Source organism: Aneurinibacillus thermoaerophilus (assembly GCF_019603355.1).
GTDB lineage: Bacteria > Bacillota > Bacilli > Aneurinibacillales > Aneurinibacillaceae > Aneurinibacillus > Aneurinibacillus thermoaerophilus.
Map to the genome: position 1 here is coordinate 1,110,254 of NZ_CP080764.1, position 16,696 is coordinate 1,126,949.

Annotated in this window: 19 protein-coding genes; all 19 read left to right on the plus strand. The window is 46.6% G+C overall.

Annotated features, from left to right (window positions below; genetic code table 11):
* Nucleotides 1–133: 133 nt before the first annotated feature.
* Complete coding sequence (locus K3F53_RS05975) at nt 134–370, plus strand: DUF4227 family protein (protein WP_057899405.1); 237 nt, start codon at nt 134–136, stop codon at nt 368–370.
* Nucleotides 371–474: 104 nt separating this feature from the next.
* Nucleotides 475–1,362 (plus strand): site-specific tyrosine recombinase XerD, encoded by an 888-nt coding sequence (xerD, locus tag K3F53_RS05980; protein ID WP_057899404.1) that lies wholly within the window; start codon nt 475–477, stop codon nt 1,360–1,362.
* A gap of 112 nt (nt 1,363–1,474) precedes the next feature.
* A complete protein-coding gene (gene deoB, locus K3F53_RS05985) occupies nt 1,475–2,656 on the plus strand; it encodes a phosphopentomutase (RefSeq protein WP_057899403.1) in 1,182 nt (393 codons plus the stop codon).
* A 23-nt stretch (nt 2,657–2,679) separates the two neighbouring features.
* Nucleotides 2,680–3,498 carry a purine-nucleoside phosphorylase gene (locus tag K3F53_RS05990; protein WP_220559744.1) on the plus strand — a complete coding sequence of 273 codons (819 nt, stop codon included), beginning with the start codon at nt 2,680–2,682 and terminating at the stop codon, nt 3,496–3,498.
* Between the two features lie 82 nt (nt 3,499–3,580).
* Entirely contained in the window at nt 3,581–4,408 is an 828-nt protein-coding gene (locus K3F53_RS05995) for a purine-nucleoside phosphorylase (protein WP_091259963.1), read from the plus strand.
* A 202-nt stretch (nt 4,409–4,610) separates the two neighbouring features.
* The gene (locus tag K3F53_RS06000; protein WP_091259961.1) at nt 4,611–5,087 is read left to right on the plus strand and encodes an Lrp/AsnC family transcriptional regulator; all 477 of its coding nucleotides are present in this window, start codon (nt 4,611–4,613) and stop codon (nt 5,085–5,087) included.
* Nucleotides 5,088–5,145: 58 nt separating this feature from the next.
* Complete coding sequence (locus K3F53_RS06005; RefSeq protein ID WP_246615689.1) at nt 5,146–6,795, plus strand: peptide ABC transporter substrate-binding protein; 1,650 nt, start codon at nt 5,146–5,148, stop codon at nt 6,793–6,795.
* A gap of 74 nt (nt 6,796–6,869) precedes the next feature.
* Complete coding sequence (locus K3F53_RS06010; protein ID WP_057899398.1) at nt 6,870–7,799, plus strand: ABC transporter permease; 930 nt, start codon at nt 6,870–6,872, stop codon at nt 7,797–7,799.
* A complete protein-coding gene (locus K3F53_RS06015) occupies nt 7,799–8,728 on the plus strand; it encodes an ABC transporter permease (protein ID WP_220559769.1) in 930 nt (309 codons plus the stop codon). The genes K3F53_RS06010 and K3F53_RS06015 overlap by 1 nt, the downstream gene beginning before the upstream one ends.
* Nucleotides 8,729–8,751: 23 nt before the next feature.
* On the plus strand, nt 8,752–9,762 hold the full coding sequence (locus K3F53_RS06020) for an ABC transporter ATP-binding protein (protein WP_091259957.1): 1,011 nt from the start codon (nt 8,752–8,754) through the stop codon (nt 9,760–9,762).
* Nucleotides 9,759–10,802 (plus strand): ABC transporter ATP-binding protein, encoded by a 1,044-nt coding sequence (locus K3F53_RS06025; protein ID WP_220559778.1) that lies wholly within the window; start codon nt 9,759–9,761, stop codon nt 10,800–10,802. Before K3F53_RS06020 ends, K3F53_RS06025 begins: the two co-directional genes overlap by 4 nt.
* Before the next feature lie 254 nt (nt 10,803–11,056).
* Complete coding sequence (locus K3F53_RS06030; protein WP_057899394.1) at nt 11,057–12,244, plus strand: D-alanyl-D-alanine carboxypeptidase family protein; 1,188 nt, start codon at nt 11,057–11,059, stop codon at nt 12,242–12,244.
* 134 nt (nt 12,245–12,378) lie between these two features.
* Entirely contained in the window at nt 12,379–12,729 is a 351-nt protein-coding gene (spoIIAA, locus tag K3F53_RS06035; protein WP_057899393.1) for an anti-sigma F factor antagonist, read from the plus strand.
* Nucleotides 12,730–13,185, plus strand: coding sequence for an anti-sigma F factor (gene spoIIAB / locus K3F53_RS06040; RefSeq protein WP_057899392.1), 456 nt, complete (start codon nt 12,730–12,732; stop codon nt 13,183–13,185).
* Nucleotides 13,186–13,196: 11 nt separating this feature from the next.
* A complete protein-coding gene (gene sigF / locus K3F53_RS06045; RefSeq protein ID WP_057899391.1) occupies nt 13,197–13,952 on the plus strand; it encodes an RNA polymerase sporulation sigma factor SigF in 756 nt (251 codons plus the stop codon).
* Nucleotides 13,953–14,130: 178 nt separating this feature from the next.
* A complete protein-coding gene (locus K3F53_RS06050; RefSeq protein WP_057899390.1) occupies nt 14,131–14,745 on the plus strand; it encodes a stage V sporulation protein AA in 615 nt (204 codons plus the stop codon).
* Complete coding sequence (locus tag K3F53_RS06055) at nt 14,742–15,158, plus strand: stage V sporulation protein AB (RefSeq protein WP_057899389.1); 417 nt, start codon at nt 14,742–14,744, stop codon at nt 15,156–15,158. Before K3F53_RS06050 ends, K3F53_RS06055 begins: the two co-directional genes overlap by 4 nt.
* 23 nt (nt 15,159–15,181) lie before the next feature.
* Nucleotides 15,182–15,664, plus strand: coding sequence for a stage V sporulation protein AC (spoVAC, locus tag K3F53_RS06060; protein WP_057899388.1), 483 nt, complete (start codon nt 15,182–15,184; stop codon nt 15,662–15,664).
* A 12-nt stretch (nt 15,665–15,676) separates the two neighbouring features.
* The gene (gene spoVAD / locus K3F53_RS06065; RefSeq protein WP_057899387.1) at nt 15,677–16,696 is read left to right on the plus strand and encodes a stage V sporulation protein AD; all 1,020 of its coding nucleotides are present in this window, start codon (nt 15,677–15,679) and stop codon (nt 16,694–16,696) included.

Genomic DNA, 16,696 nt, shown 5'->3' on the forward strand with positions numbered 1-16,696 from the left:
ACCTTGCCGATAATTGTTAATCACAAAAATAAATTGTATCATGCAAAACATAAATTGAAAACGAGCGAAAGGTATAAAATTGCTTGGAAATGAATAGGATGGGATAAAAACGTGTGCGGAAGGAGAAAGGTGCATGTTTATTCCGTATAATAGAATCGCGGAAATGCTGCGTTTGCTTGCCATTTTTGTATTTTGTACATTTATATTTTATTGTATTATCTCTTACCTAAACGATGCGATTAGGCCGGCGCAGCCGTACAAAGAACCGCAGGGGAAAGCGGTGAAAGTTATGAACGATGTTCCTTCTTTGAAAAAAACGTATCAAGAAATGAAGCAGCGATTGTTTGCGTTTTATTGGTACGGTGAATAAATTTTTGTTATCGGGCAGGAAACAAGGAACCCTTGTGGAATAAAATAATAAAGGACATGCTTATCTAACAGATAGAGGAGATCGGATGTTAAGGAGATTCGCAAATGAATGAATTAATCACCCAATTTATCCATTACTTAACAGTGGAAAGAGGGTTAGCAAAAAACACGCTTGAATCGTATCGCAGAGATTTGATAAGCTATTGTGCGTATTTAGAACGAGAGGGATTCAAGGACATAAGCGAAACAAGCCGCACGCAGATTATGGGCTATCTGCTCTATCTTCAAGAACAGGGACGGGCGACGGCGACGCTGTCGCGCAACCTTGCTTCCATCCGCGCATTTTACCAGTTCTTATTGCGGGAAAAGTTTATTGATAAAGATCCAAGCGTTAATCTTGAATCACCAAAAATTGAAAAAAAGCTTCCGCAGGTGCTTTCGGTGGCGGAAGTGGAAATGTTGCTGAACGGACCGGACACCCGCTTTCCGTCCGGCATGCGGGACAAAGCGATGCTAGAGCTTTTGTACGCGACCGGCATTCGCGTATCTGAGCTCGTATCGCTTAATTTATCAGACGTGAATCTGAATATGGGTTTTATTAAATGTTTTGGAAAAGGTTCAAAGGAGCGCATAATTCCGCTTGGACGTTTGGCTATTGTGAACGTACAGACGTACCTTGAACGCGGCCGCCCGTTTTTAAAGAAACGAGGACAGGAAGAAGCGTTATTTTTGAATCATCATGGCCGCCGCTTGTCGCGTCAAGGATTCTGGAAAATTATCAAGAAATACGCCCAGCTGGCGAACAGTCACAAAGAAATTACCCCGCATACGTTACGTCACTCGTTCGCGACACATCTGCTTGAGAATGGGGCGGATTTGCGCTCTGTGCAGGAGATGCTCGGACACGCCGATATCTCAACTACGCAAATTTATACGCATGTTACGCGTTCACGGTTGAAGGAAGTGTACGCAAAAGCCCATCCTCGGGCATAAAACAGGGTACTTCGGGGAAAAGTGTGAAGTGCCTTCCTTATTTTACGCATGATTTTCATGCGCTGGCTAAGAGGCTTGTCCCGCTGAATTGAAACGAGGAGGAGACAGCTGTATGAAGCGATTTAAACGCGTATTTCTTATCGTGCTTGATAGCGTCGGCATCGGCGAATTGCCAGATGCGAAAGACTATAACGACGAAGGGGCGCATACGCTCGGTCATATCGCCGAAAGAATGAATGGCTTGAACGTGCCGAATCTGTCGCGCCTTGGACTCGGACATATCGAGAAGTTGGAAGGCGTTTCTGCGGATGCTCCGCCTGAGGCCGCTTTCGGTAAAATGAAAGAAATTTCGATAGGGAAAGATACAACAACCGGTCACTGGGAAATTATGGGTCTTCGCATTGAGACACCGTTCAAAACGTGGCCGAACGGGTTCCCTGATAGTCTAATCAAGCCGTTCTCTGAGCGGATTGGCCGCGGCGTGCTCGGAAACAAACCGGCTTCCGGTACGGAAATTATTGCTGAATTGGGCGAAGAACATATGAGAACCGGTGACGTTATTGTTTATACTTCGGCGGACAGCGTGTTCCAGGTGGCAGCCCACGAAGAAATTGTGCCGCTTGAAGAGCTGTATGAAATTTGCAAGGTTGCGCGTGAACTTACGCTTGATGATGAACATTCCGTCGTGCGTGTGATTGCCCGTCCGTTTGTTGGTGAACCAGGCCACTTTACCCGCACGGCGAATCGTCGTGATTTCTCTGTATCGCCGCCGGGCAAAACGGTGATGAATGAGTTGCAGGAAGCAGGATTTACTTCCATCGCCATTGGTAAAATCTCTGATATCTACGCGGGCGAAGGCATAACGGAAGCGCTGAAAACAAAATCGAATATGGACGGTGTCGATAAACTGCTGGAAACGATGCGAAAAGATTTTACCGGACTTTCGTTCGTAAATCTCGTAGACTTTGATGCTATGTACGGGCATCGTCGTGATCCGATTGGCTATGGCAAAGCGCTTGAGGAATTTGATCGCCGTCTTCCAGAAATTCTGGGTGCGCTCGGCGAAGATGACCTGCTCATCATTACGGCGGATCACGGAAACGATCCGATTCATCACGGAACGGATCATACGCGAGAATACGTGCCGTTGCTTGTGTATTACATAGGCATGAAAGGCGGCCAACCGCTTGGCGTGCGCGAAACGTTCGCCGACGTCGGCGCAACCATCGCCGACAACTTTCAGGTGACAAAGCCCAGCATTGGTACGAGCTTTTTGCGACAGATTACTGAATAAAGAGGATAAGGGAGGCAGAGGGGATGTCGCTTACAGCAAACATTGCAGAAGTGAAAGCTTATATTGAAAGCATAACGGATATCAAACCGGAGATTGGCTTAATTCTTGGCTCTGGTCTTGGCGTACTGGCCGATGAAATTGAAAATCCGGCTGTTATTCCATATAAGGAGATTCCGCATTTTCCTGTATCTACGGTAGAAGGACATAAAGGCCAGCTTGTCATCGGCACGCTGAAAGGAAAGAACGTTGTGGCGATGCAGGGACGCTTTCACTATTACGAAGGGTATGGACTGGACGCAGTAACGTTTCCCGTACGTGTCATGAGAGCGATCGGGGTGGACAGGATGATCGTGACCAACGCGGCTGGAGGCGTAAACGAAAGTTATGCGCCGGGCGACTTGATGTTGATTAAAGACCATATTAATTTTACGGGGCGCAATCCGCTTATTGGGCCGAACGATGAAAAGTTGGGGGTACGTTTCCCGGATATGTCGACCGCATATTGCCCTGACTTGCGCGCACTTGCACACAAGGTAGCTAATGCGCACGGAATTAAGGTGCAGGAAGGTGTGTATGTGGGCCTATTGGGACCGAGCTATGAAACGCCGGCGGAAATCTGCATGCTGCGCATTCTGGGCGGGGATGCGGTCGGTATGTCTACGGTTCCGGAGGTTATTGTAGCGCGTCATGCAGGCATTCGCGTGCTCGGCATTTCTTGCATCAGCAACATGGCCGCAGGCATTTTGCCGCAGCCGCTGTCACACGAAGAAGTAATGGAAACAACAGAAAAAGTTAAAAGCGCATTTTTAACGCTAGTAAAAGCAATCATAAAAGAGATATAGGGCATGTAATCAAAAAGTCTGGAGCAAAAGATACGCTGTTTGTTTCAGGCTTTTTATTATAAGTATAAGAGGAGGTTTTTTCATGAGAGATTATGTTGCCAACTTGAAAGACGCAGCAGAATACATTCAAAGCCACATTTCTGTGAAACCAGAAATCGGTTTGATTCTCGGTTCCGGTCTTGGCGTGTTGGCGGATGAGATAGAAGATACGGTGTGCCTCAGTTATCATAAAATTCCGCATTTTCCTGTATCTACGGTAGAAGGACATAAAGGCCAGCTTGTCATCGGCACGCTGGAAGGAAAGAACGTTGTGGCGATGCAGGGACGTTTTCACTACTATGAGGGCTACAGCATGAAACAGGTTACCTTTCCGGTTTATGTAATGAAGTTGCTCGGCGTCCATTCGGTTGTTATTACAAACGCATGCGGCGGCATGAACCGCACTTTTGCGCCGGGCGACTTAATGATTATTGAAGACCATATTAATTTTACGGGTGATCATCCGCTTATTGGCCCGAATATAGAAGAGTTTGGCCCGCGTTTCCCGGATATGTCGGAAGCGTATGCGAAAGAATACATTCATCTCGCACAGGAAACGGCCAAAGAGCTGGGAATTTCCATACAGCGAGGGGTATATGTTGGAATTAGCGGGCCGTCGTATATGACGCCAGCAGAATTGACAATACTGGCTCGATTAGGTGGAGATGCGGTCGGCATGTCCACCGTTCCAGAAGTCATTGTGGCGCGCCACGCTAGTTTAAAGGTGCTGGGAATTTCCTGTGTAACCGATATGGCGATCGGTGAAGAACTGGAACCTTTGACACATGAGCAAGTAGTGGAAGTAGCGAACCGTACCCGTCCAAAGCTTATTTCTCTCCTTAAAGCTGTACTTCCAAAATTGAACGGATAATAGGAAAAACGTATAAATTCATAAATAATTTTACGAATTTAATAAAAATATTATTTACATTAATTGTATATCGTTTTATATTTATATTATGATGTATTAAGAAAATTGATTTACGAAAAACATAGATTTTTGGTGAAATTATGCCGCAATCGTAAGTCGAATTTTCTGAATGATTATTTTTTTTAGGAAAGGAGGGGGGTGGGTGAGAAAGTTGGATTTGCTTGATTTTCAGATTCTTCAAATCCTTCAGGAAGATGCTCGGAAATCATATACGGAGATGGGACATTTGCTTGGAGTAAGCGAAGGCACGGTTCGTTCGCGTATCAACAGGATGATTGAAGATAAAATTTTTTATTTTATCGTACATACTGACCCTATAAAAGTCGGTTTAAATGTGCAGGCTATCATCGGTATGTCCACCAGGCTCGGCTACCAGGAGAAAGTTGCCGAAGAGCTGGGAAAACTGCGGGCGGTGCGTTTTATTGGCGCGTTTTCCGGGCGCAATGATTTAATCATTCAGGCGTATTTTCGCTCGAATGAAGATCTGGTTACATTTGTGAACAAAGATTTAGCCAATGTTGAAGGGATTGTTTCGGCCGAAGTTTCAATTGAACTGAAGCAATATAAAGATTCATTTTCGTATGTGACGTTGGATGGGTTAGAGGACAACGCGGGCTAATGAATGGCCGTGTGGAAACGTCCTTTATAGGAAACATGATTTGAAACTAAGGGGGTTGATGACTGTGAAGAAAAGTTTCTCGATTTTCTTAAGTTTTGTTCTCTTATTTATGTTAGCGCTTACAGGTTGTGGCGGCGGAGAAAAATCGGCCGGAGGCGAAAAGGCCGGAGAAAAAATCCTTCGCGTCAATAACTCTACTGAGCCTGGCTCCCTGCATCCTGCGAGAGCGCAAGGTACGCATGATAGTTGGCCGATGCGTCATTTATTTGTTGGTCTGACGATGAAAGAAGAGGGCGGGAAAATTGTGCCGGCGATGGCCGAGAAGTGGGATATAAGCCCAGATAAGAAAAAATACACTTTCCATCTGCGTGACGGACTTAAATGGTCCAACGGTGATCCGCTGACAGCCCATGACTTTGAATACGCGTGGAAATATGTGCTGAACCCTTCTACACCTTCGGATTATGCTTGGATTTTATATTACATCGACGGAGCCCAGCAGTACAATGAGTCGAAAGAAAAGGATCCACAAAAATTGAAAGCGCTTGAAGACAAAGTGGGTGTAAAAGCGCTTGACGACAAAACGCTTGAAGTCAAACTGAAAAATCCGACCCCGTTCTTTGAAGAACTCGTATCTTTCTATACGTATTTTCCAATCGATAAAAAGGTGCAGGAACAAAATCCGAATTGGGCAAACGATGCTAAAACATTCGTTTCCAACGGACCGTTCAAATTGGTCGAATGGCAGCATAAAAGTCATTTGAAAATGGCGAAAAATGAAAATTATTTTGAGAAAGACCGCATTAAATTAGATGGCATACATTGGACGATGGTAGAAGATGAAAATACGGCATGGCAGTCTTTCCGCTCCGGCGATTACGATTTGCTTTATCCGCTGCCGAGCGATGTGATTGGACAGCTTAAGTCTAGCAATTCGCCTGAGTTTAAATCGGCGATTCAATTCGCTACGTATTTTTACCGTTTCAATACGACAAAGAAACCGTTCAATAACAAAAAGGTACGTTTGGCCTTAACGCTGGCGATTGACCGCAATACCATTACACAAAATGTCACGCAAGGCGGGGAGAAGCCTGCGTTTGGTTATGTCGGACCGGGTGCGAAAGAACCGAGCGGCAAAGAGTTTCAAGAAGTGAGCGGCAATTTCTTTAAAGAAGATGTAGCGCTGGCGAAGCGCCTGCTGGCGGAAGGTCTTAAGGAAGAAGGCATGACCAGCATGCCGAAATTTACGATTTTGTATAACACGCTTGATGCACACAAACGTATCGCGGAAGCGATTCAGGAAATGTGGCGCAAAAATCTTGGACTTAAAGTCGGACTAGAAAACGTGGAATTCCAGGTGAAAATCGATCGTGAGCATAAGCTTGATTACGATGTAAGCCGGTCCGGCTGGATCGCCGACTATACAGATCCGATGACCATGCTGGAAATGTTCACTTCCTATAGCAAACAAAATGACACGGGCTGGAAAAACAAAGAATATGATGCGCTGATTGATCAGGCTCAGAAAGCGGCTGACCAGGCAAAACGCATGGAACTCATGCATAAAGCGGAAAAAATTTTGATGGATGAGATGCCGATTATGCCCATTTACTTCTATGCGATGCCGTATGCGGTGAAAGAAAATGTAACCGGCGTTTATACGGTGCCGGATGAGTATCCGGTCATGAAATATGCGGACAAAAAGTAGTGCGCATAAATCAGGGGGTACCCGGCTTCTGGGTATCTCCTATTTCCTAAACATGAAGGAATGGAGGGGATAAGGTGTTACGATATACTTTGCAACGCTTGGGGTGGGCTCTCGTAACGCTGTGGGTGGTGATTACGCTAACGTTTGGTTTAATGCATGTAATTCCAGGTGACCCATTTGCAAAAGAAGGAAACATGCCGCCCGGTGTATACGAAAATTTACGAGCTTACTACAATCTGGATAAACCGTTAATTGTTCAGTACGGATTATATTTAAAATCGTTGTTACAACTTGATTTTGGTCCATCATTAAAATCGAGTGCGATCACAGTCAACGATTATATTGCGCAAGGATTTCCCATTTCGTTTTATCTTGGTTTACAGGCGCTGGCGATCGGGGTTACGCTTGGCTTAATTTTTGGGGTCATTGCCGCTTTATATCACAATAAATGGCCTGATTATTTGTCGATGATTCTTGCCATCGTCGGACTTTCTGTGCCGAGCTTTTTTTTGGCAACGGTTTTCATTAACTATATTGCTGTAGAAATGAACATTTTTCCGCCATCCGGCTGGGGAACATGGCAACATACCGTTTTGCCTTCGCTGGCGTTGGCGGCGATGCCGATGGCATTTATTGCGCGTCTTATGCGTTCCAGCATGCTGGAAGTGTTAGGGCAGGATTATATTAAGACGGCAAAATCAAAAGGTTTGACACGCAATATTGTTATTATTAAACATACGTTACGAAATGCAATTTTACCGGTTGTTACCGTGCTTGGTATTATCACAGCGAATCTTGTAACAGGAAGTTTTGTGGTTGAGCATATTTTCGGTATCCCCGGAATGGGCGAAATGTTTGTGAAAGGTATTTTTAATCGTGACTATCCGGTGATTTTAGGTTCTACCGTTTTTTATAGCGCCATTCTTATTTTTTTGATTTTCGTTGTGGATGTACTTTACACGTGGATTGATCCACGCATTAAGGTTGCAGGGGGGAGTAAGTAATGCAGCATGAACCGCAATTGACCGCTGATATGTTCCGACCTGTAACAGATCACTTTAAAGATGCGGAAAAAATCGAGCGCCCCAGCGTCTCCTATTGGGCGGATGTATGGCGCCGTTTGAAGATGAATAAATTGGCGATGATCGGTCTTTTGATGATTATCGCGCTTGTCATTATGGCTATTATCGGACCGATGATTAGCGGCTATACGTACTATAAACAAGATTTTAGTATAAAAAACATGCGACCAAGTGCCGAGCATTGGTTCGGTACCGATTCTTCCGGGCGTGACATTTTTACCCGAGTCTGGTACGGTGCGCGTATTTCTTTGTTTATCGGTGTCATGGCGGCTTTTATCGATTTTGTGATCGGTGTACTGTATGGCGGTATTTCCGGTCTGAAAGGCGGGCGCATCGACAATATTATGATGCGAATTGCTGAAGTGTTGTATGGTATACCGTATTTATTAATGGTTATCCTGCTTATGGTTGTTATGGGGCAGGGATTGTGGACGATCATTATTGCGATGACAATCACAGGGTGGATCCCGATGGCCCGCCTTGTGCGCGGACAGGTATTGCAGCTCAAAGAGCAGGAATATGTTCAGGCAGCGATGGTTCTCGGCGCTGATACGAAGTGGATTTTGCGCAAGCATATGATTCCGAATATGATGGGGCCGATTCTTGTAAATGTGACCCTGACGGTTCCAACTGCGATCTTTGCCGAAGCGACGCTCAGCTTTCTCGGTCTTGGCATTCCAGCGCCGCAGGCCAGCTGGGGTACGATGGTGAATGATGCGCTCGTAAGTTTGCTTGTCGGAAACGTCTATCAGCTGTTCATTCCGGGCTTCTTTATTTCGCTCACGATGTTCGCCTTTAACGTGTTAGGCGACGGTTTGCGTGATGCGCTTGACCCGAGAATGCGCAAATAACGTAAGCAAAGGGTGAAAAACCTATGGAAAATATACTTGAAGTGCGTGACCTGCATGTTTCGTTCCATACGTATGCGGGCGAAGTGAAAGCTGTGCGCGGCGTAACCTTTCATGTAAAAAAAGCCGAAACGGTCGGTATCGTAGGCGAGTCTGGCTGCGGAAAAAGCGTAACCGCTCAGTCGATTATGAAGCTTCTGCCGCATCCTCCGGTCAAGTATAAGAAAGGAAGCATTTTATTTAATGGAGAGGACTTGCTGAAAAAAAGTGAAAAAGAAATGCAAAAAGTGCGGGGAAACGATATTGGGATGATTTTTCAGGATCCGATGACGTCCTTAAACCCGACGATGAAGATCGGGCAACAAATTACGGAAAGCCTGATCAAACACCAGGGAATGTCGGCTGGAGAAGCGCACAAGCAAGCGATCGAATTATTAAAGATGGTCGGCATTCCACAGCCGGATAAGCGAGTGAACCAATATCCGCATGAATTTTCCGGTGGGATGCGGCAGCGCGCCATGATTGCTATTGCGCTGGCCTGCCGGCCGAAACTGCTGATCGCTGATGAACCGACGACAGCGCTGGACGTAACGATTCAGGCGCAGATTTTAGAGTTGATGAAAAAGCTTCAGGCCAAAACGAAAACATCGATCATTTTAATTACGCACGATCTCGGAGTGGTGGCCGATATGTGTGATCGTGTTGTCGTCATGTACGCAGGTGAGATTGTGGAGACAGGAACGGTCGATCAAATCTTTTATGAACCGCAACACCCGTATACAAAAGGGCTCTTGCAGTCGGTGCCACGCCTTGATATGAAAAAAGACGAACCGCTCAACCCTATTATCGGTACGCCGCCGGACCTTTTGCGTCCGCCTGCCGGTTGCCCGTTCTTTGCTCGTTGTGCCTATGCAATGGAAGTATGCCGTAACCATAAGCCCGCGCTTGAAGAAATGGACAGTAATCATCAAGCGGCTTGTTGGTTGCACCATCCATTGGCCAGACAGGTGAACCGGAAGGAGGGATTTGCACAATGAGTACGGTTGTAACAGAAACTTCGGTACAAAACGATAAAAATCAGGAGATTCTGCTGGAAGTGCGCAATCTGCAAAAATACTTCAATGTCGGAGGCGGTGTAGTAAAGGCCGTCAGCGACGTAACGTTTGATGTAAAACGCGGTGAAACGCTCGGCGTTGTAGGAGAATCCGGGTGTGGAAAATCGACGATGGGCCGCACCATTCTTCGTCTGTATGAAGCAACCGGAGGCGAGGTGCTGTTCGAAGGAAAAGATGTGCACCGAGCGAATCCGCGGGAGTTGAAAAAGCTGCGCCGTGATATGCAGATGATTTTCCAGGACCCGTATGCGTCTTTAAATCCGCGGATGACGGTGGCCGATATTATTGGCGAAGCGCTTGATCTGCATAGATTGGCGACCGGAGCGAAGCGCAGGGAACGCATTCAGGAATTGCTTCATCTGGTCGGATTGAAGCCTGACCATATGAACCGGTTTCCGCATGAGTTTTCCGGCGGTCAGCGTCAGCGGATTGGCATCGCCCGCGCGCTCGCGGTAGAGCCGAAGTTTATTGTCTGTGACGAGCCGATTTCTGCGCTGGACGTATCTATCCAGGCGCAGGTCGTGAATTTGCTGGGCGAATTGCAAGACAAAATGGGGCTGACATATTTGTTCATCGCCCATGATCTGTCGATGGTAAAGCATATTAGCGATCGGGTGGCAGTCATGTATCTGGGCAAAATCGCTGAACTCGCCGAAGGCGAGACGCTGTATGCGAATCCTTTGCATCCGTATACACAAGCGCTGCTATCTGCGATTCCGATTCCGGACCCGGAAGTGGAGCGCAAACGCCAGCGTATCGTATTGAAAGGTGATGTACCGAGCCCGATGAATCCGCCGAGCGGGTGCCATTTCCGTACCCGTTGTCCGCATGCCATGGAAGCATGCGCCAAAGTTGAGCCTGTTTGGCGGGAAGCGGAACCCGGACACTTCGTCGCTTGCCATCTTTACGATAGAAATGTGATGGGGGCCAGTGTAAGGAAAATGAATCATTTGAAGCATTAAATCATTGCCAGGAAATGCGCGCGTATTTGTGAAGTGTGCGGCCGTATATGTTTACGTTGCACAGAAGAATGCAGAGCTTTTGCCATGGCGTAAGTTTTGAAGGATAGGATCGAAACATTAAAGACGATGTATATCGATAAAAAAGCAGGGTGAGTGATGTGCGATCATCCTGCTTTTTTATGTTCAATGGAGGTATATAATGTCAAACTTCATGGCGAAAATAGATACTATTATGATTGGAGGGGACAAGTTTGATGAAGAAGCTGCCTATTGTATTGCTTTGCATATTTCTGATAATGTCACTGTTCAGCGGGCCTGTATCCGCAGAAGAAAAGACAAAGCAAACTACTGACCAGCAGCAAGGCGTAGACCTTACACCGAATGCGGTTTCGGCCGTGTTGATGGATCGTGACACAGGGGCGGTTCTGTACGAGAAAAACGGACATAAACCCCTACCGCCCGCCAGTATCACGAAAGTTATGACGATGCTCCTCATCATGGAAGCGCTTGATCGCGGCGAGATTAAGCTGACGGATAAAGTGCGGACAAGCGATTATGCGGCTTCTATGGGAGGTTCGCAAATCTTCCTTGAGCCGGGCGAGGAAATGACCGTGGATGAAATGCTGAAGGGTATTGCGCTCGCTTCTGGCAACGATGCGTCCGTCGCGATGGCGGAACATCTCGCCGGCACGGAACAAGCATTCGTTGAGAAAATGAACAAGCGCGCGAAAGAACTGGGCATGGACGACACATTATTTAAAAACTCCAATGGATTGCCGGTGGAGGGACATGTCTCTTCCGCCCACGATATTGCGCTCATGTCACGTGAACTCTTAAAGCATGAAAAAATTACAAAATATACGGGCCTTTATCAGGACTATTTGCGCAAGGACACGAAAAAGCCGTTCTGGCTGGTAAACACGAACAGGCTTGTCCGCTTCTATCCCGGCGCGGATGGCTTGAAAACCGGCTACACGTCTGAGGCAAAGTATTGTTTAACCGCGACTGCAAAGCGCGGCAATATGCGCGTAATCGCGGTAGTGATGGGCGCACCTGATTCCAAAACACGCAACCAGGAAATTGCCGCGATGATGGACTATGCGTTTAACCAGTATGACAGCCAGCCGCTTTACAAGGAAAACCAGGTGGTGAAAACCGTGCCGGTTGAAAAAGGCATGCAAGAAACGGTCGACATTATTGTGCCGTATCATTTTAGTATGCTGGTGAAAAAAGGGGAAAAAGCTTCTCAGTATGAAAAAGTGATTGCCATTCAATCGGAGTTGAAAGCGCCGATTAAAAAAGGGGTAAAAATCGGTGAGATAGTAATTAAAAAAGACGGCAAAACCGTCAGCACCGTTGATCTGGTTGCCGCAAGCAACGTGGAAAAAGCCGGATGGTGGAAGTTGTTTAAACGAGCGGCCCGCAAAATGTTCGGCGGATAACAGGTGCGAAAAATCGGGAAAAAGGAGAAAAATGCCACATTTCCCCGGTTTTTTTCTAGTTTTGTCGGGTGGCAGGAATCGTGACCGGCTTCGTAGAATCTCCCAGTATCACTTAAGCGAAGGAGTGGCTCTGCGTGAGTTTACGAGTTGATATGGAAACAGTTCATGGTGTTTTGATCGTCCGACTGGAAGGAGAGCTGGATCACCATACAGCGGATATGTTGCGAACAAACATCGAGAAGAAACTCGCGGAAGAACCTGTCCAGCATATTTTATTAAGCCTTGCTCATTTGCATTTTATGGATAGTTCCGGCTTGGGCGTTATTCTCGGGCGTTACAAGAAGATTTCTGCCCGTGGCGGGGATATGGTCATTTGTTCGATCAATCCGGTCATTTACCGTCTGTTTGAACTATCTGGTTTGTTCAAGATTCTAAAAATCAAGGAGTCTGAACAGGAAGCGCTCCTTGTGCTGGGGGTGGCGTAAATGGAAAACAAAACCGGTCACAATTTCATGCGATTAGAATTTGCGGCACGTAGCGAGAATGAAGGATTTGCTAGAATCGCGGTCGCTTCGTTTTTATCCAGGCTTGATATTACGCTGGAAGAAATGGAGGAAATCAAAACGGTCGTATCCGAGGCGGTTACAAATGCCATTATTCACGGATACGAAGGTGACGAGAACGGAACCGTGATGATTATGACGACGTATACGCCATCTTTCATTGAAATTATTGTGGAAGACCACGGCATTGGCATCGCTAACCTGGAAGAGGCACGGCAGCCGCTTTTTACGACAAAGCCGGAACTGGAACGTTCTGGAATGGGCTTTACAATTATGGAAAACTTTATGGATCAAATGGAAGTTGAAACGGAAATTAACCGGGGTACACGCATTCGGTTGGTGAAGAACCTGATAAAAAACGAAGCGCTATGTAATTAGGAGACATGCCGATGGAGACCAATGTAAGGAATGCCAATCACGCTTATCTATCCGACAAGGAAGTAAAAGAATTACTTGCGCAAAGTCAGGCGGGAGATACGACAGCACGAGATACATTGGTGAACTGCAACATTCGTCTGGTATGGTCGGTCGTTCAGCGCTTTTTGAACCGTGGTTATGAAGCGGACGATTTGTTTCAAATCGGTTGCATCGGCCTGCTAAAAGCGATTGATAAGTTTGATTTGACGTTTGACGTGAAGTTTTCAACATATGCAGTGCCAATGATTATTGGCGAAATTCAGCGGTTTTTGCGCGATGATGGTACGGTGAAAGTGAGCCGTTCGCTGAAAGAAATTGCCCATAAAGTCCGGCGGGTCAAGGATGAGCTGTCGAAAGATCTTGGGCGTCTGCCCACGGTAAAAGAAATCGCGGAAGTGCTTGGGATTACGCCGGAAGAAGTGATTTATGCGCAGGAAGCAAACCGGGCCCCGTCTTCCATTCATGAGACCGTATTTGAAAACGACGGCGACCCGATTACGCTTATGGATCAAATTTCGGACAGAGACGAAGACAAGTGGTTTGACAAAATTGCTTTAAAAGAAGCGATCGGCAAGCTTTCTGAGCGGGAGCGGCTTATTGTATATCTTAGGTATTATAAAGATCAGACGCAGTCCGAAGTCGCGGAACGGCTCGGAATTTCCCAGGTGCAGGTGTCGCGTTTGGAAAAGAAAATCCTCCGCATTATGAAGGAACAAATTGAAAAGTAAAAGCAAACGGCGCGAAGGAAGTGCAATTTCCTTCGCGCTTATTCGTTTTTTATGCATTTTTTTTCCTTGTTAATTTCAATCGAGCTGTACAAGAAGCAAGACGGAGCACGCAGCGGTCTTCATCAGCATAGCCTTCTTTCGTCAGACAAATACTATTTGGTGTAAGGAGGGATGGTGCATGGCCGATCCAGTCCGCGTGTATGTGAAATTAAAAGGAAAAGTGCAGCTTCCGCCAGGGGCAGTCGTTCGTGTGAAAGATGTAGCGGAATTGGTGACAAACAGCCCTGCTGAAACAGCGATTCGAGAGCAGGTGCTTCATGTACTGAAGCCCGGGGACGGGAACCGCTATGTTGTCGATATGATTCAAATCATTGAAACGCTTCAGCGCGCATATCCCGAATTGTTCGTGCATAACATCGGAGCGGAACAAATGATCATCGAAGTCCAATTGCCGAAGAAAAAAATTAGCCTGCTGCTTGTTGCATTTGTCTGGATTGTGCTTTTTATCGGCTCAGGACTTGCGATTATGAACTTTCATACTGATGTCAGCATGCCGGAAGTGCACCAGCGCATTTATGAACTGGTCACCGGGAAAAAGAATCCGCATCCGCTCATTATTCAAATCCCGTATTCGCTCGGTGTCGGTGCAGGCATGATTTTATTTTTCAACCATATTTTTCGTAAAAAGTTTAATGAAGAACCGAGTCCGCTTGAATTGGAAATGTTTTTGTATGAGCAAAATGTGGACGAGTATGTATTAGCGCATGAAGCGCCCGGAGCAAAGAAAAAATGATCATTTCTTTGTTTCTGGCTCTTGTGGGTTTAAGCGGAGGGCTGATTGTTGGCGGAGGCATTGTCGCTCTCATTACGGTGCTTGACTTAATTCCTCGTTTTGTCCAGATTACAAAAACCGATCAGTATCTTTTACATTTTCAATGGGCTGTCGTTTTTGGTGCATTTTTCTTCACAGTGTTTGACTTTTTTTCTGCTCCTTTGTATTTGCCTGTTTTCCTGCTGGGTATTGTTGGTGCGTTTATGGGGATTTTTGTCGGATTTCTTGGGGCCGCACTGACGGAAGTGCTGAATGTTATTCCCATTTTATCGAAGCGCATGCAGGTATATGACTATCTTCATTGGTTTATCATAGCGCTGGCGTTCGGCAAGATCGTCGGCTCTTTATTTCACTGGATGATTTATTTGAAATGACGTGAAAGGAGTATGAAACGTTTATGGCTTCTTCTGTAAAAAAGTGGAATCAAAACAGACTTATGAAAGCGCAACAAGCCTATAGCGAACGCGCAGCTAAATACAAGCCGAAACCACCCTATTTAGCAAACTGTGTAAAGGCGTTTTGGGTCGGTGGCGCAATTTGTGCGTTTGGCCAGCTAGTATCCAACTTTTATATTCGTTTTTTTAATTTCACTAAAGAAACGGCGGGCGACCCGACAGTGGCAACGCTTATTTTTATCTCTGTATTGCTTACTGGATTTGGCGTATATGATAAGCTCGGGCAGTATGCAGGAGCGGGATCGGCTGTGCCTGTCACCGGATTTGCCAATTCGATGTCATCGGCGGCGATCGAACATCGTGCGGAAGGATGGGTGCTTGGTGTCGGCGGAAACATGTTTAAACTGGCGGGGGGAGTTATCGTATACGGAGTCGTAGCCGCGCTTGTCGTTTCGCTGATCAAATGGCTCATTATCAAAGTGTAAGGATGTGAAAGGATGAAAGCAAGGCATCGATGTGGAAGCCAGACGTGGCGTTTTGTGAACGACATCCGTATACTGGGCAGCGCTGTTTCCGTCGGACCGCTCGAGGGGGAAGGACCGCTTGCGGCGGAATTCGACCATATCCATTCTGATATGTATGCAGGACAGGCTTCATGGGAAAAAGCGGAGCAGTTTATGATGTACGAGGCGGTGCAGACGGCGATTAAAAAGAGCGATTTGCTGGAAAGCGAGATTGATATTATTCTGGCAGGAGATTTACTGAACCAGACGATTTCCTCCAATTTTATGGCAAGTCAGTTAAATATTCCGCTTATCGGAATGTTCGGTGCTTGTTCGACTTCGATGGAAACGCTTTCGGTCGGTTCGGCGCTGGTGGATGCCGGATACGCATCGTACATTGTCGCTACCTGTAGCAGCCATAATTGTACGGCGGAAAAACAATTCCGTTATCCGACAGAATACGGCGGACAAAAACCGGAATATGCTCAATGCACGGTAACCGGAGCGGGAGCGGCGGTTGTCGGATGCGGCCGAAGCGGCCCGCGCATCACGTATGCAACCATCGGAAAGGTAGTAGATATGGGAATCAAAGATCCGTTTGATATGGGGAGCGCGATGGCACCGGCTGCGGTCGATACGCTTTCTACGCATTTCCGTGATACGGATCGGATGCCATCCGATTATGATTTGATTGTTACTGGCGATTTGGGCAAAGTCGGATACGCGATTTTAAAGGATGAAATGAAAGACCTTTCATATGACATGACCCCGGTGTATAACGACTGTGGCTTAATGATTTACAGTCCGGACCAACAGGTATTTTCCGGTGGAAGCGGCTGTGCGTCCAGTGCCGTGGTTACTTACAGTTATATTTTGAATCGGCTAAGAGAAGGAAGCATTAAGCGGGTGCTGATTTGCGCGACCGGCGCGCTGTTCAGTCCGGTCAGTTATCAGCAGGGTGAAAGCATTCCATGTATCGCGCATGCCGTGGCGCTTGAAGCGGAGGAGGTATAA